At 67.5% G+C, this 25550-nt stretch carries 21 protein-coding genes and 3 rRNA genes; all 24 read left to right on the top strand.

Annotated features, from left to right (window positions below):
* Positions 1-2 precede the first annotated feature (2 nt).
* The 24 genes from P6897_RS13410 to der all read left to right on the top strand — a co-directional run bounded on the left by P6897_RS13410 (position 3) and on the right by der (position 25510).
* The gene (locus P6897_RS13410; protein WP_282501465.1) at positions 3-524 is read left to right on the top strand and encodes a DUF3817 domain-containing protein; all 522 of its coding nucleotides are present in this window, start codon (positions 3-5) and stop codon (positions 522-524) included.
* On the top strand, positions 521-2101 hold the full coding sequence (guaA, locus tag P6897_RS13405; RefSeq protein WP_112617904.1) for a glutamine-hydrolyzing GMP synthase: 1581 nt from the start codon (positions 521-523) through the stop codon (positions 2099-2101). The genes P6897_RS13410 and guaA overlap by 4 nt, the downstream gene beginning before the upstream one ends.
* A 610-nt stretch (positions 2102-2711) precedes the next feature.
* Positions 2712-4231, top strand: a 16S ribosomal RNA gene (locus P6897_RS13400).
* 373 nt (positions 4232-4604) lie between these two features.
* A 23S ribosomal RNA gene (locus tag P6897_RS13395) occupies positions 4605-7711 on the top strand.
* 100 nt (positions 7712-7811) lie between these two features.
* A 5S ribosomal RNA gene (rrf, locus tag P6897_RS13390) occupies positions 7812-7928 on the top strand.
* Together the 16S, 23S and 5S rRNA genes form the textbook arrangement of a ribosomal RNA operon.
* A gap of 175 nt (positions 7929-8103) precedes the next feature.
* Positions 8104-8541, top strand: a complete 438-nt coding sequence (locus P6897_RS13385; RefSeq protein WP_282501464.1) for a hypothetical protein — start codon at positions 8104-8106, stop codon at positions 8539-8541.
* A 29-nt stretch (positions 8542-8570) separates the two neighbouring features.
* Positions 8571-9203 (top strand): hypothetical protein, encoded by a 633-nt coding sequence (locus P6897_RS13380; RefSeq protein WP_269268025.1) that lies wholly within the window; start codon positions 8571-8573, stop codon positions 9201-9203.
* The gene (locus P6897_RS13375) at positions 9203-10237 is read left to right on the top strand and encodes an HAD-IIA family hydrolase (protein WP_274179021.1); all 1035 of its coding nucleotides are present in this window, start codon (positions 9203-9205) and stop codon (positions 10235-10237) included. Before P6897_RS13380 ends, P6897_RS13375 begins: the two co-directional genes overlap by 1 nt.
* A gap of 20 nt (positions 10238-10257) precedes the next feature.
* Positions 10258-10467, top strand: coding sequence for a hypothetical protein (locus tag P6897_RS13370; protein WP_112617530.1), 210 nt, complete (start codon positions 10258-10260; stop codon positions 10465-10467).
* Positions 10464-11270 (top strand): TlyA family RNA methyltransferase, encoded by an 807-nt coding sequence (locus P6897_RS13365; protein WP_274179020.1) that lies wholly within the window; start codon positions 10464-10466, stop codon positions 11268-11270. The genes P6897_RS13370 and P6897_RS13365 overlap by 4 nt, the downstream gene beginning before the upstream one ends.
* Positions 11267-12202: an NAD kinase gene (locus P6897_RS13360; protein WP_274179019.1), complete on the top strand. Its 936-nt coding sequence runs from the start codon at positions 11267-11269 to the stop codon at positions 12200-12202. The genes P6897_RS13365 and P6897_RS13360 overlap by 4 nt, the downstream gene beginning before the upstream one ends.
* A complete protein-coding gene (recN, locus tag P6897_RS13355) occupies positions 12199-13890 on the top strand; it encodes a DNA repair protein RecN (RefSeq protein WP_274179018.1) in 1692 nt (563 codons plus the stop codon). Before P6897_RS13360 ends, recN begins: the two co-directional genes overlap by 4 nt.
* A gap of 18 nt (positions 13891-13908) precedes the next feature.
* On the top strand, positions 13909-15603 hold the full coding sequence (locus P6897_RS13350) for a CTP synthase (protein WP_094262415.1): 1695 nt from the start codon (positions 13909-13911) through the stop codon (positions 15601-15603).
* A complete protein-coding gene (locus P6897_RS13345) occupies positions 15596-16162 on the top strand; it encodes an NUDIX hydrolase (RefSeq protein WP_112617526.1) in 567 nt (188 codons plus the stop codon). Before P6897_RS13350 ends, P6897_RS13345 begins: the two co-directional genes overlap by 8 nt.
* Positions 16163-16167: 5 nt before the next feature.
* A complete protein-coding gene (gene xerD / locus P6897_RS13340) occupies positions 16168-17091 on the top strand; it encodes a site-specific tyrosine recombinase XerD (RefSeq protein WP_274179017.1) in 924 nt (307 codons plus the stop codon).
* 51 nt (positions 17092-17142) lie between these two features.
* A complete protein-coding gene (locus P6897_RS13335; RefSeq protein WP_274179016.1) occupies positions 17143-18219 on the top strand; it encodes a hypothetical protein in 1077 nt (358 codons plus the stop codon).
* Positions 18220-18311: 92 nt separating this feature from the next.
* Complete coding sequence (locus P6897_RS13330) at positions 18312-18935, top strand: vitamin K epoxide reductase family protein (RefSeq protein WP_274179015.1); 624 nt, start codon at positions 18312-18314, stop codon at positions 18933-18935.
* 161 nt (positions 18936-19096) lie between these two features.
* Positions 19097-19981, top strand: coding sequence for a ParA family protein (locus P6897_RS13325; RefSeq protein ID WP_094262410.1), 885 nt, complete (start codon positions 19097-19099; stop codon positions 19979-19981).
* On the top strand, positions 19965-20813 hold the full coding sequence (locus P6897_RS13320) for a ScpA family protein (protein ID WP_282501463.1): 849 nt from the start codon (positions 19965-19967) through the stop codon (positions 20811-20813). The genes P6897_RS13325 and P6897_RS13320 overlap by 17 nt, the downstream gene beginning before the upstream one ends.
* Entirely contained in the window at positions 20803-21396 is a 594-nt protein-coding gene (gene scpB, locus P6897_RS13315; protein WP_112617521.1) for an SMC-Scp complex subunit ScpB, read from the top strand. Before P6897_RS13320 ends, scpB begins: the two co-directional genes overlap by 11 nt.
* A complete protein-coding gene (locus P6897_RS13310) occupies positions 21393-22169 on the top strand; it encodes a pseudouridine synthase (protein WP_274179014.1) in 777 nt (258 codons plus the stop codon). The genes scpB and P6897_RS13310 overlap by 4 nt, the downstream gene beginning before the upstream one ends.
* Positions 22166-23293 (top strand): prephenate dehydrogenase, encoded by a 1128-nt coding sequence (locus P6897_RS13305; protein WP_274179013.1) that lies wholly within the window; start codon positions 22166-22168, stop codon positions 23291-23293. The genes P6897_RS13310 and P6897_RS13305 overlap by 4 nt, the downstream gene beginning before the upstream one ends.
* Positions 23286-23984, top strand: coding sequence for a (d)CMP kinase (cmk, locus tag P6897_RS13300; RefSeq protein WP_274179012.1), 699 nt, complete (start codon positions 23286-23288; stop codon positions 23982-23984). The genes P6897_RS13305 and cmk overlap by 8 nt, the downstream gene beginning before the upstream one ends.
* Positions 23984-25510 carry a ribosome biogenesis GTPase Der gene (der, locus tag P6897_RS13295; protein WP_112617517.1) on the top strand — a complete coding sequence of 509 codons (1527 nt, stop codon included), beginning with the start codon at positions 23984-23986 and terminating at the stop codon, positions 25508-25510. The genes cmk and der overlap by 1 nt, the downstream gene beginning before the upstream one ends.
* The last annotated feature ends 40 nt before the right edge of the window (positions 25511-25550 follow it).

The following is a 25550-nucleotide window of genomic DNA, read 5'->3' as shown; positions in this document are numbered from 1 at the left end:
CCATGCCTCGCGCCCCGAAACTCGCCACGTTCCCGGCGATCCGGAACGCTCTGCGCTTCTACCAGATCTGTTCGGTGATCACGGGTGTCGGCCTGCTGCTCCTGCTCGCGGAGATGATCCTGAAGTACACCCCGATCCACACCGAGCTCTTCGCCGGCGGCTCGGGTGGGTTGCTCTGGTTCGCGCCGGTGATCGCGGGCGCCGACTGCGAGTGGTGGTCGCTGTTCCTGCCGCAGACGAACTCGTGCGAGATGCTCTCGACGGGCGACGGGTTCAACATCTCGCTCGCGATCCTCGTGGTGCACGGTTGGTTCTACGTCGTGTACCTGTTCTCGTGCTTCCGCGTGTGGAGTCTCATGCGCTGGTCGTTCCCCCGCTTCATCCTGCTCGCGCTCGGCGGCGTCGTGCCCGCCCTGTCGTTCTTCATGGAGGCCCGCGTCGCACGCGAGGTGAGGACGTACCTCGCCGAGCGCGAAGCCGCTGAGGCATCCGCATCCATCCCCGCCACGGAAGGCACCCGATGACCACACAGACCGAAACGTCGCAGCGTCCTGTCCTCGTCGTCGACTTCGGCGCGCAGTACGCCCAGCTCATCGCCCGCCGCGTGCGTGAGGCGGGGGTGTACAGCGAGCTCGTCCCGCACACCGCGACGGCCGAGGAGATCGCAGCGAAGGAGCCGGTGGGCATCATCCTCTCCGGTGGCCCCTCATCGGTGTACGAGCCCGGTGCCCCGGCTCTCGATCCGGGCGTGTTCGATCTCGGCGTCCCGACGCTCGGCATCTGCTACGGCTTCCAGGTGATGGCCCAGACGCTCGGCGGCGAGGTCGCCAACACCGGACTCCGCGAGTACGGCGCGACCGACGCGACCATCGTGACGGAGGGCACGCTGCTCGAGGGGCAGCCCCCCGAGCAGAACGTGTGGATGAGCCACGGCGACCAGGTCTCGCGTGCGCCGGAGGGCTTCGAGGTGCTCGCCCGGACTGCGGCGACCCCGGTGGCAGCGTTCGCCAACGACGTGCGCAAGTTCTACGGCGTGCAGTGGCACCCCGAGGTGAAGCACTCCGACCACGGCCAGAACGTGCTCGAGAACTTCCTGCACAAGGCCGCGGGACTCCCGGCGGACTGGAACAGCGGCAACGTCATCGCCGAGCAGGTCGAGCGCATCCGCCAGCAGGTGGGCTCGGGCCGGGTGATCTCGGCGCTGTCGGGCGGTGTCGACTCAGCGGTGTCGACCGCGCTCGTGCACAAGGCGGTCGGCGACAAGCTGACCGCGATCTTCGTCGACCACGGGCTGCTCCGGAAGGGTGAGCGGGAACAGGTCGAGAACGACTACGTCGCGTCGACGGGAGTCCGGCTCATCACGGTCGATGCGCGCGAGCGTTTCCTCGAGGCCCTCGCCGGCGTCAGCGATCCGGAGCAGAAGCGCAAGATCATCGGCCGCGAGTTCATCCGCGCGTTCGAACAGGCCGAGCGCGACCTGATGGCCGAGGCGGCCGCCGACGGGGAGCCGATCCGCTTCCTCGTGCAGGGGACGCTGTACCCGGATGTCGTGGAGTCCGGCGGCGGTGCCGGCACGGCGAACATCAAGAGTCACCACAACGTCGGCGGATTGCCCGAAGACCTGCAGTTCGAGCTGATCGAGCCGCTGCGAACCCTGTTCAAGGACGAGGTCCGTGCCATCGGGCGCGAGCTGGGTCTGCCGGAGGCCATCGTCGGGCGCCAGCCGTTTCCGGGGCCCGGCCTCGGAATCCGCATCGTGGGCGAGGTCACCGCTGATCGTCTCGAGATCCTGCGTGACGCCGACGCCATCGCGCGCGCCGAGCTGACGAAGGCGGGGCTCGATGCCGAGATCTGGCAGTGCCCCGTCGTGCTGCTCGCCGATGTCCGATCGGTGGGCGTCCAGGGGGATGGCCGCACCTACGGTCACCCGATCGTCCTCCGTCCCGTCTCGAGCGAAGACGCCATGACCGCCGACTGGACGCGGCTGCCCTACGACGTGCTGTCGAAGATCTCGAACCGCATCACGAACGAGGTCCGCGAGGTCAACCGCGTGGTGCTCGATGTCACGTCGAAGCCCCCGGGGACGATCGAGTGGGAGTGAGCGCGCGAGCGACGCTCCACAGCGAGACGGCGGATGCCGCGGCCGAACAAGCCGCGGCATCCGCCGTTTTCCGCGTCATGGCGCGGATCGCGGGCCTCCCGAGGCCGCGCGACACGCCCGGGATGTCACGCCGCTTTGCCACGATGCCGGGAGCCGCGTAACTTATTACTTGTTCGCCCCACAGGGAAGAGCGAGAAGGCCGGAAGGCCTACGCCCCCTCAAGCGGAGAACAAATCCCATCCCAAACCTCTTGCGAGAACAAGGCGCTTGCGTCTAGGATGGAACTTCCACCCCGAACAGCAGTCCTCGACTGGCGCGGAACCTCGTTCCGACGGCAGATTGAAGCGCGTCGTCGGTGGGGTATGGTTGTGAAGTTGCCCTCTGGGCTGGCTGTGAGGTCAGTTGGGGGAGCGTCCGATCCTTGAGAACTCAACAGCGTGCACTTGTCAAATGCCAAATAACCTCGACTCCACTTCGGTGGGGTGAGATTCCTTTGGATCAAAGACCTTCCCTTCGGGGGAGGCAACGGATAGTCAGCAATGATTTATCTCTTTGGTCAGCATCAAACTCGCTGCTCCAGTCTTTTTCCGGCTGGTCGCAGCAAATTTTCTTTACGGAGAGTTTGATCCTGGCTCAGGATGAACGCTGGCGGCGTGCTTAACACATGCAAGTCGAACGGTGAAGCAGAGCTTGCTCTGTGGATCAGTGGCGAACGGGTGAGTAACACGTGAGCAATCTGCCCCTGACTCTGGGATAAGCGCTGGAAACGGCGTCTAATACCGGATACGAGCTGCGACCGCATGGTCAGTAGCTGGAAAGAATTTCGGTCAGGGATGAGCTCGCGGCCTATCAGCTTGTTGGTGAGGTAATGGCTCACCAAGGCGTCGACGGGTAGCCGGCCTGAGAGGGTGACCGGCCACACTGGGACTGAGACACGGCCCAGACTCCTACGGGAGGCAGCAGTGGGGAATATTGCACAATGGGCGAAAGCCTGATGCAGCAACGCCGCGTGAGGGATGACGGCCTTCGGGTTGTAAACCTCTTTTAGCAGGGAAGAAGCGAAAGTGACGGTACCTGCAGAAAAAGCGCCGGCTAACTACGTGCCAGCAGCCGCGGTAATACGTAGGGCGCAAGCGTTATCCGGAATTATTGGGCGTAAAGAGCTCGTAGGCGGTCTGTCGCGTCTGCTGTGAAAACCCGAGGCTCAACCTCGGGCCTGCAGTGGGTACGGGCAGACTAGAGTGCGGTAGGGGAGATTGGAATTCCTGGTGTAGCGGTGGAATGCGCAGATATCAGGAGGAACACCGATGGCGAAGGCAGATCTCTGGGCCGTAACTGACGCTGAGGAGCGAAAGGGTGGGGAGCAAACAGGCTTAGATACCCTGGTAGTCCACCCCGTAAACGTTGGGAACTAGTTGTGGGGTCCATTCCACGGATTCCGTGACGCAGCTAACGCATTAAGTTCCCCGCCTGGGGAGTACGGCCGCAAGGCTAAAACTCAAAGGAATTGACGGGGACCCGCACAAGCGGCGGAGCATGCGGATTAATTCGATGCAACGCGAAGAACCTTACCAAGGCTTGACATATAGAGGAAACGTCTGGAAACAGTCGCCCCGCAAGGTCTCTATACAGGTGGTGCATGGTTGTCGTCAGCTCGTGTCGTGAGATGTTGGGTTAAGTCCCGCAACGAGCGCAACCCTCGTTCTATGTTGCCAGCACGTAATGGTGGGAACTCATGGGATACTGCCGGGGTCAACTCGGAGGAAGGTGGGGATGACGTCAAATCATCATGCCCCTTATGTCTTGGGCTTCACGCATGCTACAATGGCCGGTACAAAGGGCTGCAATACCGTGAGGTGGAGCGAATCCCAAAAAGCCGGTCCCAGTTCGGATTGAGGTCTGCAACTCGACCTCATGAAGTCGGAGTCGCTAGTAATCGCAGATCAGCAACGCTGCGGTGAATACGTTCCCGGGTCTTGTACACACCGCCCGTCAAGTCATGAAAGTCGGTAACACCTGAAGCCGGTGGCCCAACCCTTGTGGAGGGAGCCGTCGAAGGTGGGATCGGTAATTAGGACTAAGTCGTAACAAGGTAGCCGTACCGGAAGGTGCGGCTGGATCACCTCCTTTCTAAGGAGCATCTGACTCTTCGGAGTCCAGAACCCAGATCGAAGGCACATGTTCTTCGCTGGGAGCTCATGGGTGGAACATTTGACATGGTGCGAAAGATGAGGTTCTTCTCTAGTACGCCGCTTGCGGTGGGAACGGGGAGGGTTTCGGAGGTCGCACCTGCACGCTGTTGGGTCCTGAGGGACCGGATGAGAGTCCGCAACCTCTGGGCCTTTTCTTCATGCTGCTTGGGTGGCATGTGGGAGGGTACCGCCCGTACTTTGAGAACTACACAGTGGACGCGAGCATCTTCGATGCGACACCTTCGGGTGTTGTGTCGTGAAGATGATCTTAAAGATCATTAGTCAATTTTTTGACGATTCAACTCATGTGATTTCAAGTCTTTAAGAGCAAACGGTGGATGCCTTGGCATCTGGAGCCGAAGAAGGACGTAGCAATCTGCGATAAGCCTCGGGGAGTGGATAAGCACACTGTGATCCGAGGGTGTCCGAATGGGGAAACCCCGCTGGGCGGCGTGCCGACCTAGTGACTCCCGCCTGAATATATAGGGCGGGTAGAGGGAACGTGGGGAAGTGAAACATCTCAGTACCCACAGGAAGAGAAAGCAACAGCGATTCCGTTAGTAGTGGCGAGCGAAACCGGATCAGGCTAAACCTTGCGTGTGTGATAGCCGGCAGGCGTTGCACGTTGGGGGTTGTGGGACTTTTCTGATCATTCTGCCGAGTGGTCGACGTTACAAGAAGGTATAGACGAACAGGTTTGAATGCCTGGTCATAGAGGGTGCGAACCCCGTAGTCGAAATGCTTCTCTTGGCGTGAAGAGTATCCCAAGTAGCACGGGGCCCGAGAAATCCCGTGTGAATCTGTCAGGACCACCTGATAAGCCTAAATACTCCCAGATGACCGATAGCGGACAAGTACCGTGAGGGAAAGGTGAAAAGTACCCCGGGAGGGGAGTGAAATAGTACCTGAAACCGTTTGCTTACAAACCGTTGGAGCCTCCTTAGTAGGGGTGACAGCGTGCCTTTTGAAGAATGAGCCTGCGAGTTAGCGATACGTGGCGAGGTTAACCCGTGTGGGGTAGCCGTAGCGAAAGCGAGTCTGAATAGGGCGATTCAGTCGCGTGTCCTAGACCCGAAGCGAAGTGATCTATCCATGGCCAGGTTGAAGCGACGGTAAGACGTCGTGGAGGACCGAACCCACTTAGGTTGAAAACTGAGGGGATGAGCTGTGGATAGGGGTGAAAGGCCAATCAAACTTCGTGATAGCTGGTTCTCTCCGAAATGCATTTAGGTGCAGCGTTGCGTGTTTCTTGCCGGAGGTAGAGCTACTGGATGGCCGATGGGCCCTACAAGGTTACTGACGTCAGCCAAACTCCGAATGCCGGTAAGTGAGAGCGCAGCAGTGAGACTGTGGGGGATAAGCTTCATAGTCGAGAGGGAAACAACCCAGACCACCAACTAAGGTCCCAAAGCGCGTGCTAAGTGGGAAAGGATGTGGAGTTGCTCTGACAACCAGGAGGTTGGCTTAGAAGCAGCCACCCTTGAAAGAGTGCGTAATAGCTCACTGGTCAAGTGATTCCGCGCCGACAATGTAACGGGGCTCAAGCACGCCACCGAAGTTGTGGCATTGACATTATTGGTAGGCCTTCGTGGTCCAGCCGTGTTGATGGGTAGGAGAGCGTCGTGTGCCGGGTGAAGCGGCGGGGTGACCCAGCCGTGGACGGCACACGAGTGAGAATGCAGGCATGAGTAGCGAAAGACGTGTGAGAAACACGTCCTCCGAAAGACCAAGGGTTCCAGGGTCAAGCTAATCTTCCCTGGGTAAGTCGGGACCTAAGGCGAGGCCGACAGGCGTAGTCGATGGACAACGGGTTGATATTCCCGTACCGGCGAAGAACCGCCCAAGCTAATCCAGTGGTGCTAAGAGTCCTAACCCGGGCTTAGTTGATCCCTTCGGGGTGAGACGGTCCGGTCTAACGCTCGACCCCATGCTGGTGCGGCTAGCGTATTAACAGGTGTGACGCAGGAAGGTAGCCCAACCCGGGCGATGGTTGTCCCGGGGCAAGTGCGTAGGCCGAGTCATAGGCAAATCCGTGACTCATCAAGGCTGAGACACGATGCGGATAAAAAGTGGGTGATCCTATGCTGCCGAGAAAAGCATCGACGCGAGGTTCTAGCTGCCCGTACCCCAAACCGACTCAGGTGGTCAGGTAGAGAATACCAAGGAGATCGAGAGAATCGTGGTTAAGGAACTCGGCAAAATGCCCCCGTAACTTCGGGAGAAGGGGGGCCTTCCACTTATTAGGATTTACTCCGAAAGGGTGTGGAGGCCGCAGAGACTAGTGGGTAGCGACTGTTTACTAAAAACACAGGTCCGTGCCAAGTCGCAAGACGATGTATACGGACTGACGCCTGCCCGGTGCTGGAAGGTTAAGAGGACCGGTTAGCCGCAAGGCGAAGCTGAGAATTTAAGCCCCAGTAAACGGCGGTGGTAACTATAACCATCCTAAGGTAGCGAAATTCCTTGTCGGGTAAGTTCCGACCTGCACGAATGGCGTAACGACTTCCCAACTGTCTCAACCGCGAACTCGGCGAAATTGCACTACGAGTAAAGATGCTCGTTACGCGCAGCAGGACGGAAAGACCCCGTGACCTTTACTACAGCTTGGTATTGGTGTTCGGCGTGGCTTGTGTAGGATAGGTGGGAGACTTTGAAGCGGTGACGCCAGTTACCGTGGAGTCATTGTTGAAATACCACTCTGGTCACTCTGGATATCTAACTTCGAACCGTAATCCGGTTCAGGGACAGTGCCTGGTGGGTAGTTTAACTGGGGCGGTTGCCTCCCAAAAAGTAACGGAGGCGCCCAAAGGTTCCCTCAACCTGGTTGGCAATCAGGTGGCGAGTGTAAGTGCACAAGGGAGCTTGACTGTGAGACTGACAGGTCGAGCAGGGACGAAAGTCGGGACTAGTGATCCGGCAGTGGCTTGTGGAAGCGCTGTCGCTCAACGGATAAAAGGTACCTCGGGGATAACAGGCTGATCTTGCCCAAGAGTCCATATCGACGGCATGGTTTGGCACCTCGATGTCGGCTCGTCGCATCCTGGGGCTGGAGTAGGTCCCAAGGGTTGGGCTGTTCGCCCATTAAAGCGGTACGCGAGCTGGGTTTAGAACGTCGTGAGACAGTTCGGTCCCTATCCGCTGCGCGCGTAGGAAATTTGAGAGGATCTGACCCTAGTACGAGAGGACCGGGTTGGACGAACCTCTGGTGTGCCAGTTGTTCCGCCAGGAGCACCGCTGGTTAGCTACGTTCGGGATGGATAACCGCTGAAAGCATCTAAGCGGGAAGCCGGCCTCAAGATGAGATTTCCATGCCTTCGGGCGAGAGGCTCCCAGCCAGACTACTGGGTTGATAGGCCGGATGTGGAAGCGTGGTAACACGTGAAGCTGACCGGTACTAATAAGCCGATGACTTGATAACACACCGTTTTTGGTGCTTGCGTCCACTGAGTGGTTCTCGATGTACGGTCGAGAACCGCATAACGAATTGATCGTTGTGCAGACTGAAACATCAATAGTGTTTCGGCGGCCATAGCGTGAGGGAAACGCCCGGTTACATTCCGAACCCGGAAGCTAAGCCTCACAGCGCCGATGGTACTGCAGGGGGGACCCTGTGGGAGAGTAGGACACCGCCGGACTTCTTTCGTGAAATGGCCACCCAATGTTGGGTGGCCTTTTCTCGTTTCCGGGACGAAAGGAACGTCGTGACTGAAGAAGACCGCCCGCGATCGGAGCGCAAGCCCCGTTACTCTGCTGCGGATTCCGGCGCACGGCGTCCGCGTCGCGACGGCGATGCTCGTCCGCCGCGTTCCAATGACGAGCGCCCGCGCCGGGAAGGCGATTCCCGTCCGCGTCGTGACGGCGATTCCCGCCCGCGTCGTGACGGTGACCGCCCGTCGTACCCGCGTCGCGATGGCGCGGGGGATGGTCGTCCGCGTCGTGACGGTGATTCGCGCCCCCGTCGTGATGGTGATTCGCGTCCGCGTCGTGACGGTGATTCCCGCCCGCGCCGCGACGGCGACCGTCCGTCGTACCCGCGTCGCGATGGTGATTCCCGCCCGCGCCGCGACGGCGACCGTCCGTCGTACCCGCGCCGTGACGGTGACGCGCGCCCGCGGCGCGACGACCGCGACGGGGCACGTTCATCGCGTCCGCCGCAGGGGTCCGAGCGTCGCGACGTCCCGCGCGGCCCCGAGATCCCCGAGACCGTCACGGCTCGCGATCTGCCGGGCGCTGCGCGCAACGAACTGAAGACTCTGAGCAAAGAGAACGCGGAGCAGGTGGCCCGCCACCTCGCCATGGTCGCCCAGCTGATCGACGACGACCCCGCGCTCGCGCACGAGCACGCGCTCGCGGCTTCACGTCGCGCCGGACGCGTCGGGGTCGTGCGCGAGACCGTCGCCATCACCGCCTATGCGACGGGGGACTACGCCCTCGCCCTGCGGGAGCTCCGCACGTACCGACGGATCTCCGGCAGTGACGACCAGATCGCGATGATGGTCGACAGTGAGCGCGGTGTCGGTCGCCCCGACCGGGCGCTCGAGGTCGGTCGAGCGGTCGACCGGTCGACGCTTCCGATCGAGGTTCGCGTCGAGCTCGCGATCGCGATGTCGGGGGCACGGCTCGACCTCGGTGAGACCGAGCGCGCGCTGCAAGAGCTCGACATCCCCGAGCTCGACCCCGACCGTGCGTTCTCGTGGAGCCCCGCCCTGTTCGCCGCCCGGGCTGCCGTGCTCGAGGACCTCGGTCGCTCCGAGGAGGCCGCGCTCTGGCAGCGGCGCGCCCTCGTCGCCGAGGAAGCCCTCGGCGCGACTGATGCGGACCGTGAACTGATCGTGGTCGACGACATCGACGAGGACGCCGCGCTCGAAAGCGAGGCGCCGGCGGAAGGCAAGACCGAGGAGCGCGGCTGATGGGCCTGTTCTCCCGGGCACCGTCGACACCGCTCGACGGTGTGGATGCCGTCCTGGCCGATCTCGACGGTGTCGTCTATGCCGGTCCCGGCGCCCTGCCGCACGCGATCGAGAGCCTCAACCGCGCGGGGGAGACCCGCCGGCTCGGGTACATCACCAACAACGCGTCCCGGCGCGACTCGGTGGTCGCCGACCATCTGCGGGAACTCGGCCTGACGGCGACGCGCCCCGAGGACGTCATCACGAGCCCGCAGGCAGCGATGCGCCTCCTTCGCGAACGTGTTCCCGCCGGGGCGACGATCCTCGTCGTGGGCGGCGATGGACTGGTCCACGAACTCGAGAAGGCGGGCTACGTCCCCACCCGATCGGCCGACGACGATCCGGCCGCCGTCGTGCAGGGATTCGCACCCGAGGTCGGCTGGGCGCAGCTTGCCGAAGCCGCCTATGCGCTGGCGACTCCGGAAGACGAGGGCGGCATCCCCTGGATCGCCACGAACACCGACTGGACCATTCCGCAGGCGCGGGGGATCGCGCCGGGGAACGGCACGCTGGTGTCCGCCGTGCACACGGCGGTCGGACGTCTCGCGACCGTCGCCGGCAAGCCCGAGCGACCCATCTTCGATGAGGCCGTCGCGCGTTTCGGCGCCTCCCAGCCGCTCTTCATCGGTGACCGACTCGACACCGACATCGCCGGGGCCCAGGCGGCCGGCATCCGGTCGGTGCTGGTGCTGACGGGTATCGATCGGCCCAAGCACGTGCTGGCGGCGCCCGCCAACTCGCGCCCGACTTACATCGTGAGCGACCTGCGCGAGCTCCACGAGCCCTACCCCGAGGTCAGGACGAAGGGCGACGTGACGACCGTCGGCAACGCGTCGGTGCGCATCGACGGCGCCGACATCGTCATCGTCTCGGCAGGCGACCGGCCGATCGATCTGGTCCGGGCGGGCGCGGCCGCGATCTGGGCGACGGGTCGCGCGATCTACGGATTCCGGGTTCCCGAGGCTCTCTACGCGGATCCCTTCCACCGTCCCTGACCCCGCGTATCGTGGGAGCCATGTCGATGGATGGTGCCGACCCGGGCGAGCACGAGCCCACCGCCGCGGACAGCGCGACGCCGAGCATCGCCGAGCAATGGCGCGACGACCTGCTGTCTTCGCTCGACGTCATCGAAGACCAGCCCCTGAGCGAGCGTGCCGCGTCGTACGCGGCGCTGCACGACGAGCTCGCGCGCCGCCTCGACTCCGGTCCGACCGGCGCCGCGTGAGCACCCGACTCGATGCGGCCGTCGCCGCCCGGGGTCTGGCGCGCTCACGCAGCCACGCCGCAACACTGATCGCTGAGGGACTCGTCTCCGTCGACGGGCGCACCGTCGTGAAGGCGTCACATCCGGTGGCCGACACCGCGACCCTCGTCGTCGCCGGCGCCGACCACTACGTCAGCCGCGCCGCCCACAAGCTGATCGCCGGACTCGATGCGTTCGATATAGCCGTCGCCTCGCGGAGCGCACTCGACATGGGCGCCTCGACCGGCGGCTTCACCCAGGTGCTCCGCGAGCGCGGCGCTCGGCCGGTCGTCGCCGTCGACGTCGGTCACGGTCAACTCGCGCCGAGCATCGCCGCGGACGACGACGTCATCGCGGTCGAGGGCTTCAACGTCCGCGACCTCTCGCCCGAGACGCTCGCCGGGCTCGTCGGCGCCCCGTTCGAGCCGCAGGTCATCACCGGCGACCTCTCCTTCATCTCCCTCGAGCACGTCCTGCCCGCCGTCGTCTCGGTCTGCTCACCGGGAACGGATGTCGTCCTGCTCGTGAAGCCGCAGTTCGAGGTCGGGCGGACCGCCGTCAAGGGCGGGCTGGTCACCGATCCGGCGCTGCGGGCGGATGCCGTGATGAGTGTGCTGTGGTCGGCGTGGGACGCCGGACTCGCCACCCACGGGGTGATCGCCTCGCCGCTAGTCGGCACCCACGGCAATCAGGAGTACGTCGTCCACCTGTGCATCCGCGCTGGTGAGGCGGGCAATCCGACACAATGGATACACACGGTGGACGAACTGGCGGGAGCCCGATGATCGACGCGATGCGCAACATCCTCGTCGTCGCCCACGCGCGCCGTCCCGACACCGTCGCCGCGGCGCAACGCGTCCTGAACGCGCTGTCCGACGCGGGGGCGCGTCCCGTGCTGGCGGCCGACGACCGCGCCGAGCTCGTCGAGGCGCTGGGCGAGCTTCCCGGTGTCGTGACGCTCGACCTCGACGTGAGCGTCGCCGAGCTCGAACTGGCGATCGTCCTGGGCGGCGACGGCACGATCCTGCGCGCCGTCGACCTCGTCCGGGGCGGCACCGCTCCCGTCCTGGGGATCAACATGGGCCACGTCGGGTTTCTCGCCGAGATCGAGGCCGACGACATGGACGATGCCGTCCGGCGGGTCATCGATCGCGACTACGACGTGGAGGAGCGCATGGCGCTCTCGGTGCGGGTCAAGGACGGCTCCGGCGACGTCGTCTACGAGACGTGGGCGCTGAACGAGGCGACCGTCGAGAAGGCCAGCCGCGAACGGATGCTCGAGGTCGTCCTCGAGGTCGACCGGCGTCCGCTCTCGGCCTTCGGCTGCGACGGAGTGGTGATCGCGACTCCGACCGGGTCGACGGCGTACAACTTCTCCGCCGGCGGTCCCGTGATTTGGCCGGACGTCGAGGCGGTCGCGGTGGTGCCGCTCTCCGCGCACGCGCTGTTCGCACGCCCGCTCGTGATCAGCCCGGAGGCATCCGTCGCGATCGAGGTCGGCGCGGGTACGAACGGCACCGGCATCCTCTGGGCCGACGGACGCCGCTCGCAGGAGCTGCCTCCCGGAGCACGCGTCGTCGTGCGCCGTTCGAAGACCCCGGTTCGCCTGGCCCGGCTGCATCCGGCCGCCTTCACCGACCGGCTCGTCCGGAAGTTCCGGTTGCCGGTGGTCGGGTGGCGTGGTCCCAGTCTCGAGCAGCGGGAGGGCGCCTCGTGATCGAAGAGATGCGCCTGCGCGGCCTCGGTGTCATCGCCGAGGCGACGCTGCCGATGGGTCCCGGGTTCACCGCGATCACGGGCGAGACGGGCGCGGGCAAGACGATGGTCGTCACCGGACTCGGGCTGCTGCTCGGCCAGCGGGCCGACTCGGGCGCCGTGCGTGCGGGCGCGCCGCAGGCATCGGTCGACGGCGTCTGGATCATCGACGAGGGCGGACCCGTCGCCGAACGCGTCCGCGAAGCCGGGGGAGACGTCGAGCCGATCGGCGGAGGCCGCTCCGAGCTGTATCTGGGACGCGTGCTGTCGAGCGAAGGTCGTAGTCGCGCCAGCGTGGGCGGGCGTCCCGCGCCGGCGGCCGTACTCGCCGAGCTCGCCGAACAGCTCATCGTCGTCCATGGGCAGTCCGACCAGCTGCGGCTGAAGTCGGCCACCGCCCAGCGCGACGCACTCGACCGCTTCGGCGGCCCCGAGATCACCACGGCGCGCGACCGCTACCGCGCGGCGTTCGACGCCTGGCGTGCCGTCGACGCAGAACTGACGCAGCTCGACGCCGATCGCGACGCGCGCCGCCGCGAGGCCGACGACCTGCGCGCGCGCATCGCCGACATCGAGGCCGTCGCCCCGCAGCCGGGGGAGGACGCGGCGCTCGCCGAGCGGGCCGAGAAGCTCGCCAACGTCGAAGAGCTGCGTGCCGCCGCTGCGACGGCGCACGACGCGCTCTCGAACGACGACGAGCTGCCCGACGCGGTGTCTCTGCTCGCCGAGGCCCGGCGCGCGATCGAGCGCTCGGCGGCGAGCGACACGGCCCTCGCCGCTTTCGTCGAGCCGCTGGCCGACCTCGGCTACCGCGCCGCCGACCTCGTGACAGGGCTGAGCGCGTACCTCGCCGATCTCGATGAGAGCGGGCCGCAGGAACTCGCGGCCGTCGAGGAGCGGCGCGCCGCGCTCGGCGGTCTGCTGCGCGTGCACGGCACCCTCGACGAAGCACTCGCGCTGCTCGAGAGCGGATCCGCACGGCTCATGGAGCTCGACGACGACGGCGACCGCATCGAGCGCCTGCGCGCTCAGCGCGACGAGCTCGCCGAGGCGCTGGATGCCGCCGCCGCCGAGCTGACCGCGGCCCGCACTGCCGCCGCGGAGCGACTCGGTGCCGCGGTCACGGCGGAGCTCCGCGAACTCGCCCTGCCCGACGCGCGCCTGGTCGTCACGGTCGAGCCCGGCACGCCATCGGTCTCGGGGCGCGACGACGTCACGATCCTGCTCGCGCCTCACCCCGGCGCCGAGCCCCGTCCGGTCGCCAAGGGCGCCTCGGGCGGTGAGCTCAGCCGGGTCATGCTCGCGATCGAGGTCGTGATCGCGGGAACCGACCCCGTGCCGACGTTCGTGTTCGACGAAGTGGATGCCGGAATCGGCGGCGCCGCGGCGATCGAGGTCGGGCGCCGGCTCGCCCGGCTCGCCGAGACGAGCCAGGTGATCGTCGTGACCCACCTCGCCCAGGTCGCCGCTTTCGCGACGAACCACCTGACCGTCGTGAAGTCGAACGACGGCTCGGTGACCGCGTCGAGCGTCCGGCGGCTGGAGGGCGGCGACCGCGAGGCCGAGATGGCGCGTCTGCTGTCGGGCCTGCCGGATTCGGGCGCCGCGATCGAGCACGCCCGAGAACTGCTGAACCTCTCGCGTTCCTGACTGATAGAATAGAAGCCCGTGACGGACACTCATCGCGCGGCCTCTTCCCAGAACACCACCAAGCAGATCTTCGTGACCGGTGGTGTGGTCTCTTCTCTCGGTAAGGGACTGACCGCCGCGAGTCTCGGCAACCTCCTCACCGCACGCGGTCTTCGCGTCGTGATGCAGAAGCTCGACCCGTATCTGAACGTCGACCCGGGCACGATGAACCCGTTCCAGCACGGTGAGGTCTTCGTGACCGATGACGGCGCCGAGACCGATCTCGACATCGGACACTACGAGCGGTTCCTCGACATCGAGCTGAGCCAGGCGGCGAACGTCACGACGGGCCAGATCTACTCGCAGGTCATCGCCAAGGAGCGCCGCGGCGAGTACCTCGGCGACACCGTCCAGGTCATCCCGCACATCACCGACGAGATCAAGCGCCGGATGCGGCTGCAGGCGACCGAGGAGCCCCGCCCCGACGTCATCATCACCGAGGTCGGCGGCACCGTCGGCGACATCGAGTCGCAGCCGTTCCTCGAAGCGGCCCGTCAGCTGCGCCACGAGCTCGGCCGCGACAACGTGTTCTTCGTGCACGTCTCGCTCGTGCCGTTCATGGGCGCCTCGGGCGAGCAGAAGACGAAGCCGACGCAGCACTCCGTCGCGGCCCTCCGCCAGGTCGGCATCCAGCCCGACGCCCTCGTGCTGCGCAGCGACCGCCCCGTCAGCGAGAGCAACCGCAACAAGATCGCGCTCATGTGCGATGTCGACGTCGAGGGCGTCGTGAACACCGTCGACCTGCCGAGCATCTACGACATCCCCTCGACCCTGAACGATCAGGGTCTCGACGCGTACATCACGCGCCGGCTCGGGCTGGCCGAGAAGGCCGACGACGTCGACTGGACGCGGTGGAGCAAGGTGCTCGACGCCGTCCACAACCCCAAGCACGAGGTCACGATCGGTCTCGTCGGCAAGTACATCGATCTTCCCGACGCGTACCTCTCGGTCACCGAGGCGCTGAAGGCCGGCGGCTTCGCGCAGGAGACCAAGGTCAACGTCACCTGGATCCCCTCCGATCTGTGCGAGACCCCCGAGGGCGCCGAGAAGGCGCTCGCGAGCGTCGACGGCATCGTCGTGCCCGGCGGCTTCGGCATCCGCGGCATCGAGGGCAAGCTCGGCGCGCTGAAGTTCGCGCGCGAGCAGGGCATCCCGACCCTCGGCATCTGCCTGGGGCTGCAGTGCATGGTGATCGAGTACGCCCGCAACATGGCGGGCCTCGCCGGTGCGTCGTCGAGCGAGTTCGACCCGGAGACCGAGTTCCCCGTCATCGCGACGATGGCCGAGCAGGTCGACATCATCGCCGGCGGCGACCTCGGCGGCACGATGCGCCTGGGCCTGTACGAGGCCGACCTCGCCGAGGGCTCGCTCGCGGCCGAGGTGTACGGGGCGACGAAGGCCTCCGAGCGCCACCGCCACCGCTACGAGGTGAACAACCGGTACCGCGACCAGATCGCCGAGGCCGGCCTGGTCTTCTCGGGCCTGTCACCCGACCGCAACCTCGTCGAGTACGTCGAGCTGCCGCGCGACGTGCACCCGTACTACATCGCGACGCAGGCCCACCCCGAGCTCCGGTCGCGTCCGACCGAGGCGAACCCGCTGTTCCGTGGGCTGGTCGCCGCCGCCCTCGACCGGCACCGCGCGAGCGAGCTGTTCGAGGTCGAGGATGCCTGAGCTGCGCGACGAGCCCGTCGAGCCCGAGGTCATCTCGAGCGAGCTGGTGTACTCGGGGCACGTCTGGGACGTGCGGAGCGAGACGGTGCGTTTCGGTGACGGGGAGATCACGCGCCAGTTCGTGGACCACCCCGGGGCGGCCGCGGTCGTCGCGATCGACGACGAAGAGCGCGTCGTGCTGATCCAGCAGTACCGGCATCCGATCCGTCATCGCGACTGGGAGATCCCCGCGGGGCTGCTCGACGTCGCCGGCGAGCCCCCGATCGAGACCGCGCGGCGGGAACTCGCCGAAGAGGTCGACCTGGTGGCGGCGTCGCTCGAGCCGCTCGTCAGCATCTTCACGACGCCCGGGGGCAACGACGAGGTCATCCACGTCTTCCTCGCGCGCGGCCTCAGTCCGGCGCCGAGCGCGTACGAGCGCGAGGACGAGGAAGCCGACATGCGCGTCGAGCGCGTACCGCTCACGGAGGTCGTCGACGGCGTGCTCGCGGGACGGTTCCGCAACGGCATCCTGGCGACGGGCGTGCTGGCGGCAGCCGAACGGCTGCGCCGGGGCTGACGGACGTGCGGCTCGACCGCGCCGTCGCGGCGTACCTGCGCCACATCTCGGTCGAGCGGGGGCTGTCGGCGCACACGGTCGCGGCCTACCGGCGCGATCTCGACGCGTACACCGCGTGGCTCGCCGAGCAGGGGATCGGTGACACGTCCGAGATCACGGCTGAGGTCGTGACCCGGTTCGCCGAGGAGGCGGCATCCGCCGACCCGCCGCCGGCGGCCACGTCGCTGGCGCGGCTGCAGTCGTCGCTGCGCGGGTGGCACCGCTTCCTCGCCCGTGAAGGCATCGTCGATGCCGATCCCACGCAGCGGCTGCGCCCGCCCAAGACGCCGCGGCGCCTGCCGAAAGCTCTGACGATCGACCAGGTCGAGAGTCTGCTCGACGCGGCGGGTCCCGCTCCGGGCGATGTCGCCGCGACCGACATCGCCGCGCTGCGGGATCGAGCGCTGCTCGAGCTGCTCTATGCGACGGGCGCGCGCGTGTCCGAGATCGTGCAGCTGGATGTCGACGACCTCGCCCTCGGCGACGTGCTGCGCGTTCGCGGTAAGGGCGCGAAGGAGCGGATCGTCCCGGTCGGCTCGTACGCGCGCGCTGCCGTCGAGGCCTATCTGGCGCGGGGCCGGCCGGAGCTCTCCCGGCGCGGACGCGCGACGCCCCGGCTCTTCCTCGGCGTCCGCGGTGCTCCGCTGTCGCGGCAGAGCGCGTGGCTGATCATCCAGCAGGCGGCCGAGCGCGCGGAACTGACGGCGCATGTGTCGCCGCACACCCTGCGGCATTCGTTCGCGACGCACCTGCTGCAGGGCGGGGCCGACGTCCGCGTCGTGCAGGAGCTGCTCGGGCACGCGTCGGTCGCCACCACCCAGATCTACACGCACGTCACGGTCGACGCGTTGCGGGAGATCTACGCCACGTCGCATCCTCGCGCGCGCTGAGACGGGGTACAAGCGGACGGCGTCGCAGCCCCGGCACGGCAGGATAGGGGCATGAGCAGCGGCGCACCCCGGGACGACGCCGGCGCCACCCCGTTCGGCACCGAGGCGCTCACGACCCCGCTCCCCGAGCCTGGCGAAGAGGGGCTCCGTGGCGAAGCGGGCCGGCGCGCCTCATGGCTGGTCGCCGTGCGAGCGGTGTTCGTCTCGGCGGTGCTGGTGCTCGGGGTGGGCGTGCTCGCGTTGCTCTTCGTCCTCTTCATCCAATCGATGGCAGGCGGCTCGGGCCTGTCGTGGTCGAACATCGTGATCGCGGCGGTGATGGTGCTGCCACTCGCGGTGAGTCGCTTCGGCGGGATGCGTCGCGCCCGGCAGGAGGCCGACGCCGCGTTGTACCGTCTGGAAGGGTTCGCGACCGCGAACCGGCTCGGTCTGCGCCACCGCGAGGACGACCCGCAGGAGAGTGCGACCGTCTTCGGCCTCGGCAAGCGCCGGATGGCGACCGCTGTCGTGACGGGGAGCGAGCCGCGCCCGTTCCGGTCGGCGGACTATTCGTTCGACACCTGGATCGGCCGCTATCGGATGCCGCACTCGCTGACGTATCTCCGCGTAGGCCTCGCCGCCGAGCTGCCGCGGGCGAGCCTGGTCGCGGTGCACGCGCCGGGCGCGCCCTCCTGGCGTCCGCCCCTCGGGCAGGAGCGGATCGAGATCGGTGGCGGGTTCGACGAGCACTTCGGCGTCTGGTGCGCGCCCGCCGACGGCGACCGTGTTCGCCGGATGCTCACGCCGTCCGTGCGCTCCGGCCTGGCGGCGGTCGCGCCCGACGTCGACGTCGAGACCGTCGGCCGACACGTGTACTTCCTCTCCCGTGGCGCGCTGGCGCGCTGGACCGCCCCGTTCTGGCGCTGGACCGAGGACCTGCTCGCGATCGCCGCGCGTATGGAGGATGCCGCGACCGCTCACCCGGAGCCGTCGCCGGGCGGCGCGCTGCGCAGCACCGACGCGGAACGGGCCGAGACGCGAGCGCTCCTGTTCACCCGGCCCGCGGTCGGTCGCCCCGTCGCCATCGGCTGCCTGCTGCCCCTCGTCTTCGGGGTCGTCGCAGGTCTCCTCACCGCCACCTGGCGCTGAAGCTCGGGCGGGGCTCGCGGCATCCGGTCGAACCCGGTTTTTCCCGGCACGGGGCGGCCGCGGGCGCGGTACCGGCGCCGCAGGATGACAGCATGCCCACCGCAGCATCCGCCGCCGTTTCGGAGAACAGGCGCGGCATCCGTCCCGGCCCCGCGCTCGCCGTCGTCTGGATCGTGGCGGGCGTCGCGGGCTGGATCGTGTCGTTCCTGCTCTACCACGAGTACGTCGGCCAGCTCACCGGTGCCGAAGCCCTCATCTCGTGCGACATCAGCCCGATCGTCACGTGCGGCCCCAACCTGCTGAGCCCCGGCGGGAACCTGCTCGGGTTCAGCAACTCGATCATCGGGATCGTGCTCTTCCCGGGCGCCATCTACGCGGGAGCCTCCGGGCTCGCGGCGCCGGGCGGGCTGCGTCCCTGGTACTGGCGGGTGTACGCGGGGTTCGTCGCGGCGGCGTTCGCGCTCGTCCATGTCTTCGCCTACCGCAGCGTGTTCGAGTACGGCTCGCTCTGCCCGTGGTGCATGGTCGTGTGGCTCGTGACGATCCCGCTGTTCTGGACGACTCTCGGCTGGACGCTGCGCGAGGGTGTCTGGGGCCGCGCGCCGCAGCGCGTCGGCGCGCTGCTGCTGGCGTGGACGCCCCTCGTCGTGGTCGTCGACTACCTGCTGATCGCCGTCGCCGCCCAGCTGCGGCTCGACGTGCTCGGGAGCCTATGACCCGGAGGCGTTGCGGCGATACGTTCGTCGGATCGGCGGTGCTGGTGTCGCCTCGGGCGTCGGCCCAGGCCACTTCTGCCCCGCGCGTCCGACGAACGTATCGGCTCACGCCGGGTGCCTGTGCGAGAATCGATCGCACGCTACGGAAAGCAGGAGTCTCGGTGACGGACAAGTCGCGGAAGGCCGGGAAGGCCCCCACGGAGGACACCCCGATCGGACCCACCGGTCGGCCATACCGAGGTTTCCCGACCCCGCCGAAGCTCGATGGTCACGGCCCGGCCCGCATCATCGCCCTCTGCAACCAGAAGGGCGGCGTCGGCAAGACCACGACGACGATCAACCTCGCCGCCGCGCTCGCCGAGTACGGTCGCAAGGTGCTCGCCGTCGACTTCGACCCGCAGGGGGCGCTGTCGGCGGGCCTCGGAATCGCGACGCACGACGTGCCGACGATCTACGACCTGCTGCTCGACACCAAGCGCGACCCTCACGAGGTCATCGTCGAGACGTCTGTGCCCGGGCTCGACGTCATCCCCGCGAACATCGACCTCTCGGCGGCCGAGGTGCACCTCGTCAACGAGGTCGCCCGCGAGACGATCCTGGCGCGCGTGCTGCGCGGGGTCTCGTCCGAGTACGACGTCATCCTCGTCGACTGCCAGCCCTCGCTCGGGCTGCTCACGGTCAACGCGCTGACGGCGAGCCACGGCGTGCTCATCCCGCTCGAGTGCGAGTTCTTCGCGCTGCGCGGCGTCGCGCTGCTGATCGAGACGATCGACAAGGTGCGCGACCGGCTGAACCCGTCCATCGAGCTCGACGGCGTCCTCGCCACGATGTACGACCCGCGCACCCTCCACTCGCGCGAGGTGCTCGAACGCGTCGTGGAGGCCTTCGGCGACGACGTACTCGAGACGGTCATCGGGCGCACCGTGAAGTTCCCCGATGCGTCGGTCGCGGGGGTCCCGATCATCACCTTCGCGCCGGAGCATCAGGCCGCGCAGGCCTACCTGCGTCTCGCGCGGGAGCTCGTCGCCCGTGGCGCCGTCGCCTGACGGGATCGTCGATGCGGCCGGGCCGGCCGAACCCGACGCGGGCGATCCGAACGGTCCGGGCTTCCGGGTCTCGCTGACGAACTTCGACGGCCCCTTCGACCTGCTGCTGAACCTCATCGGCAAGCACGAGCTCGACATCACCGAGGTGTCGCTCAGCAAGGTCACCGATGAGTTCATCGGCTACCTGCGCGGGCTCGAGCCCGCAGAGCTCGACGCCGCCTCGGAGTTCCTCGTCGTCGCCGCGACGCTGCTGGACATGAAGGTCGCCGGGCTCCTGCCGCAGGGCGAGCTCATCGACGCCGAGTCGGTGGCGCTGCTCGAAGCGCGCGACCTGCTGTTCGCCCGTCTGCTGCAGTACCGCGCGTTCAAGCAGGTCGCCGGCTGGTTCGCCGAGCGGGTCGTCGCCGAGGACCGTCGTCACACCCGGTCGGTTCGCCTCGACGAGAAGTACCGCGCGGCCGCGCCGGAGCTCGTGTGGACGCTGACCCCCGACGACTTCGCGGCACTGGCGATGCTCGCGTTCGCTCCGAAGGAGATCCCCGTCGTGGGGCTCGACCACCTGCACGCTCCGCTCGTGTCGATCCGCGCGCAGGCGGCCATCGTCGTGACGCTGCTGCGCGGCGCGGGTACCCTGAACTTCCGTGAACTCGTCGCCGGGGTCGCGCAGCCCGGCGTCGTCGTGGCCCGTTTCCTCGCCGTGCTCGAGCTCTACCGTCACGCGGCGCTGTCGTTCGAGCAGCTCGAGCCGCTCGGCGAGCTGACGCTGCGCTGGACCGCGGAGCGCTGGTCCGAGGAGAACCTCGCCACCCTGGGAGCCGACTATGACCGATGACCCGACACCGACCGTGGCCAACCCGATCGCGGACGTCGCGCGGCGGCTCGAGGCGGTTCTGCTGATCGTCGACGAGCCGCAGAGCCTCGTCTCCCTTGCCGCCGCCGTCGGGGCGCCCGTCGCAGCCGTGCGGCAGGCGGTCGCCGGGCTCGTCGCCGATTACGACGGCGAGACGGGCGGGCCGCGTCGCGGCTTCGAGCTGCGCGAAGTGGGCGGCGGGTGGCGGATGTACGTGCGAGCGGAGCACGACGCCCTCGTGAGCGAGTTCGTCAACACGCAGGCGCCGTCGCGGCTCTCGCAGGCAGCCCTCGAGACCCTCGCGGTCATCGCGTACAAGCAGCCGGTGTCGCGCAGTCAGGTGGCGTCGATCCGCGCCGTCAACGTCGATTCGGTCGTGCGCACCCTGCTCTCGCGCGGGTTGGTGACGGAAGTCGGTCACGACCCCGAGACCGGTGCCATCCTGTACGGCACGACCGACGCGCTGCTGGTCAACCTCGGCATCAACTCGCTCGACGAGCTGCCGCCCATTTCGCCGTTGCTCGACGACGGCGCCGACGGTTTCGAAGGAGAGGCGACGCGATGACGGATGCCGAAGGGGTACGCCTGCAGAAGGTCCTGGCCAATGCCGGGGTGGCGTCGCGCCGCGTGTGCGAGCAGCTGATCGTCGAGGGACGCGTCCGGGTCAACGGCGTCGTCGTGACCGAGCTCGGCAGCCGCATCGACCCGGCTGCCGACAGGGTCGACGTCGACGGCACGGCCGTGCAGCTCGACACGACGAAGCGCTACGTCATGCTCAACAAGCCGACGGGTGTCGTCAGCTCGATGAAGGACGAGAAGGGCCGCGCCGACCTGCGCCGGTTCACGAAGGACTGGGACGAGCGCCTGTACAACGTCGGCCGCCTGGATGCCGAGACCAGCGGTCTGCTCGTGCTCACGAACGACGGCGAGCTCGCCCACGTCCTGGCCCACCCCTCGTTCGGGGTGACGAAGGTGTACATCGCGAAGGTGCGCGGGCGCGTGACCCCGCAGACGATCGCACGGCTGACGAAAGGCGTCGAGCTCGACGACGGCCCGATCGCGGCCGACAAGGCGCGGCTGCTCGACACGTCGGGTGAGACGAGCCTCGTCGAGCTGACGCTCCACTCGGGCCGCAATCGCATCGTGCGGCGCATGATGGCCGAGGTCGGGCATCCGGTTCTCGAGCTCGTGCGGCGACAGTTCGGGCCGCTTCACCTGGGAACCCTCCCGGCGGGACGCGCCCGGGAGTTGACTACAGTGGAACGCGGTGCGCTGCTGACGCTCTCGCGCAGCGCCGACGGTGCCCCCGAGCACCCGACTTCTCCGGAGAACCCGTGACCGATTCCTCGCTCGATCCCGTGCGCCCCGGCCGTGCCGCGCGCACGGCCGGCACCGTGCGCATCGTCGGCGCGGGCCTGCTCGGCTCGAGCATCGGTCACGCCCTGCGTCTGCTCGGCGTCGACGTCGTCCTCGACGACGCTTCGCCCGCTCAGCTGCGGCTCGCCGTCGACTACGGCGCGGGCCGGCTCGCGGCCCCGGACGACCGCCCCGTCCTCATCGTGGTCGCGGTGCCGCCCGACGTCACGGCGGATGTGATCGAGCGCGAGCTGCGCGCCCACCCCGGCGTCGTCGTGACGGACGTCGCGAGCGTCAAGCTCGAGCCCTACCTCGAGCTGCGCAAGCGCGGGGTCGACCTCACCCACTACATCGGCTCGCACCCGCTCGCCGGCCGCGAGCGGGGCGGTGCGATCTCGGCGCGCGCGGACATCTTCGTCGGTCGCCCGTGGGTCGTGTGCCGTGACGATGAGACGCGCGCCTCCGATCTCGCGGTCGTCGAAGGGCTCGCGCTCGACCTCGGCGCGATGCCGCTCGAGATGACACCGCAGGAGCACGACGAAGCGGTTGCCCTCACCTCGCACGTCCCGCAGCTGGTGGCGAGCCTCCTCGCCGGACGCTTCGTCGCCGCTCCCGAGGGATCCCTGCGCCTGACCGGTCAGGGCGTGCGCGACACGACGCGCATCGCGGCATCCGCTCCCGAACTGTGGGTGCAGATCCTCGGCGCGAATGCGGCTCCCGTCGTCGCCGTGCTCGATGAGCTGGCGGGCGACCTGCGGGCGGTGGCCGACGCGCTGCGCGACCCGGCGGCTCCCGGTGCCCGCCGCGCGCTCGCCGACACCATCCGTCGTGGCAATGAGGGCGTCGAGCGCCTGCCCGGTAAGCACGGCCAGAACCGCCGGTTCGAGCAGATCGTCGTGCGCGTCGACGACACCGCGGGTCAGCTCGGGCGCCTGTTCGGCGACCTCGGCGAGCTCGGGGTGAACATCGAGGACCTCCGCCTCGAGCACTCCCCAGGCGCGCAGTTCGGGCTGGCCGAGCTGAGCGTCGTCCCCAGCGCCGTCCATGAAGCCGTCGCCGGGCTCGAGAAGCGCGGCTGGAAGATCGCGAGTGTTCCCCATGCCTGAATCGTCTCCGGTGCCTGAATCGTTCCCGGTGACCGTCGCGATCGACGGTCCCGCCGGCAGCGGCAAGTCGAGCGTGTCGAAGCAGGCCGCCCGCGTGCTCGGCTACGGCTTCCTCGACACCGGCGCCGCCTACCGTGCGCTGGCGTGGCGCGTGCTCGAGCGCGATGACGACACCGCCGACGCGGACGCCGTGGTGCGCGCCCTCGACGGTTTCGACTACGCGATCTCGCTCGACCCCGATGACCACTGGGTCCGCGTCGGCGACGTCTTCGTCACCGATGAGATCCGCGAGCCCCGCGTCTCGGCGGCCGTCAGCGGCGTCGCACGCGTGCCCGAAGTGCGCGAGCGCGTGAACGTCCTGTTCCGGGCGCTCGTCGCGGCATCCGGATCGGCCGGTGTCATCGTCGAGGGGCGGGACATCACCACCGTGGTCTTCCCCGATGCGCCCGTGCGCATCCTGCTGACCGCCAGCCCCGAGGTGCGCGCCGCGCGCCGCAGCGCCGAGCTCACGGGGGAGGATGCCGCGGCTGTCGCCGAGGCGCTCCACCGGCGTGACGCGTCGGACTCGAAGGTCGTCGACTTCCTCACCGCGGCGCCCGGCGTCGTGGTGGTCGACTCGACCGAATTGGACTTCGATCGGACCGTGGACGCCGTCATCGACGTCGTTCGCACCGCGACAGGAGAGAACTGATGGCTACGACCGAAGACGAGTACCAGGGCGGTCCCGACCAGCTCGAGGAGAAGCTCGCGAACCTCGACGAGGAGCTCGCCGACCAGCGGGCCGCCGCGCTGCGGGCGACCCTCGCCGACTACGAGCTCGATGATGAGGATGCCGACCTGCTCGCGGGCCTGACCGCGGGTGGCGAGGTCGTCGAGGTGCTCCCGGCGCTGCCGGTGGTCGCCATCGTCGGGCGTCCGAACGTCGGGAAGTCGGCGCTGGTCAACCGCATCCTGGGTCGGCGCGAAGCCGTCGTCGAGGACACCCCGGGTGTCACGCGTGACCGCGTCAGCTACAAGGCCGAGTGGATGGACCGCCGTTTCACCCTCGTCGACACCGGCGGGTGGGAGCCCGACGCCCGCGGCATCGACCGTTCGGTGGCCGCGCAGGCCGAGGTCGCGATCGACCTCGCGGATGTCGTGCTGTTCGTCGTCGACGCGATGGTCGGGGCCACCGCCACCGACGAGGCCGTCGTCCGTCTGCTGCGCAAGAGCGACAAGCCGGTCTTCCTCATCGCGAACAAGATCGATGACGCGCGCCAGGAGCCCGAGGCTGCGGCGCTGTGGAACCTCGGCTTGGGCGAGCCGCACCCCGTTTCGGCCATCCACGGGCGTGGAGTCGCGGATCTTCTCGACGAGATCATGAAGGTGCTCCCCGAGGTCTCGGCCGTCGCGAAGAACGAGCTGGGCGGACCCCGTCGCGTCGCGATCCTGGGGCGCCCGAACGTCGGCAAGTCGTCGCTGCTCAACAAGGCCGCGGGCGAGGAGCGCGTCGTCGTGAACGACCTCGCGGGCACGACCCGCGACCCCGTCGACGAGGTCGTCGAACTCGGCGGCAAGCTGTGGCGACTCGTCGACACGGCCGGCATCCGTCGACGGGTGCACCTGCAGCAGGGTGCGGACTTCTACGCGTCGCTGCGCACGTCAGCGGCCCTCGAGAAGGCCGAGGTCGCCGTCGTCGTGCTCGACGTGACCGAGTCGATCAGCGTGCAGGACCTCAACATCATCGACCTCGTGCTCGAGTCCGGTCGAGCGCTCGTGCTCGCGTTCAACAAGTGGGACCGCCTCAACGACGCCGACATGGACAACGCCGACCGTCGCCGCTACCTCGAGCGCGAGATCGAGCAGGACCTCGCGCACGTCACGTGGGCGCCGCGCGTCAACCTCTCGGCCCGTACCGGTCGTCACCTCGACAAGCTGGTTCCCGCTCTCGAGACCGCGCTGCAGTCGTGGGACCAGCGCATCCCGACGGGCAAGTTCAACGCGTTCCTCGCCGAGCTCGTCGCGGAGCACCCGCACCCGCTGCGCGGCGGCAAGCAGCCCCGCATCCTGTTCGGGACCCAGGCGTCGACGCGTCCGCCGACATTCGTGCTGTTCACGACCGGGTTCCTCGACCCGGGCTACCGCCGGTTCATCCAGCGACGGCTGCGCGAGATCTTCGGCTTCGAGGGCACGCCGATCGTGACGAACATGCGGGTGCGCGAGAAGCGCCAGCGCTGACCGTTCGAGTACCGTTCACCTGGCAGTCCGCGCCCCCTCG

The organism is Microbacterium sp. BDGP8 (genome assembly GCF_029991045.1).
Taxonomy (GTDB): Bacteria; Actinomycetota; Actinomycetes; order Actinomycetales; family Microbacteriaceae; genus Microbacterium; species Microbacterium plantarum.
This window is presented reverse-complemented; position numbering and strand designations above follow the sequence as displayed.

Bases quoted from the DNA above. Each gene is read 5' to 3' on its own strand.
- scpB (WP_112617521.1), top strand. From the start codon at position 20,803: ATGACCGATGACCCGACACCGACCGTGGCCAACCCGATCGCGGACGTC.
- der (WP_112617517.1), top strand. From the start codon at position 23,984: ATGGCTACGACCGAAGACGAGTACCAGGGCGGTCCCGACCAGCTCGAG.
- P6897_RS13310 (WP_274179014.1), top strand. From the start codon at position 21,393: ATGACGGATGCCGAAGGGGTACGCCTGCAGAAGGTCCTGGCCAATGCC.
- P6897_RS13370 (WP_112617530.1), top strand. From the start codon at position 10,258: ATGTCGATGGATGGTGCCGACCCGGGCGAGCACGAGCCCACCGCCGCG.
- P6897_RS13385 (WP_282501464.1), top strand. From the start codon at position 8,104: ATGACGAGCGCCCGCGCCGGGAAGGCGATTCCCGTCCGCGTCGTGACG.
- cmk (WP_274179012.1), top strand. From the start codon at position 23,286: ATGCCTGAATCGTCTCCGGTGCCTGAATCGTTCCCGGTGACCGTCGCG.
- P6897_RS13330 (WP_274179015.1), top strand. From the start codon at position 18,312: ATGCCCACCGCAGCATCCGCCGCCGTTTCGGAGAACAGGCGCGGCATC.
- P6897_RS13410 (WP_282501465.1), top strand. From the start codon at position 3: ATGCCTCGCGCCCCGAAACTCGCCACGTTCCCGGCGATCCGGAACGCT.
- P6897_RS13335 (WP_274179016.1), top strand. From the start codon at position 17,143: ATGAGCAGCGGCGCACCCCGGGACGACGCCGGCGCCACCCCGTTCGGC.
- P6897_RS13345 (WP_112617526.1), top strand. From the start codon at position 15,596: ATGCCTGAGCTGCGCGACGAGCCCGTCGAGCCCGAGGTCATCTCGAGC.
- P6897_RS13375 (WP_274179021.1), top strand. From the start codon at position 9,203: ATGGGCCTGTTCTCCCGGGCACCGTCGACACCGCTCGACGGTGTGGAT.
- guaA (WP_112617904.1), top strand. From the start codon at position 521: ATGACCACACAGACCGAAACGTCGCAGCGTCCTGTCCTCGTCGTCGAC.
- P6897_RS13360 (WP_274179019.1), top strand. From the start codon at position 11,267: ATGATCGACGCGATGCGCAACATCCTCGTCGTCGCCCACGCGCGCCGT.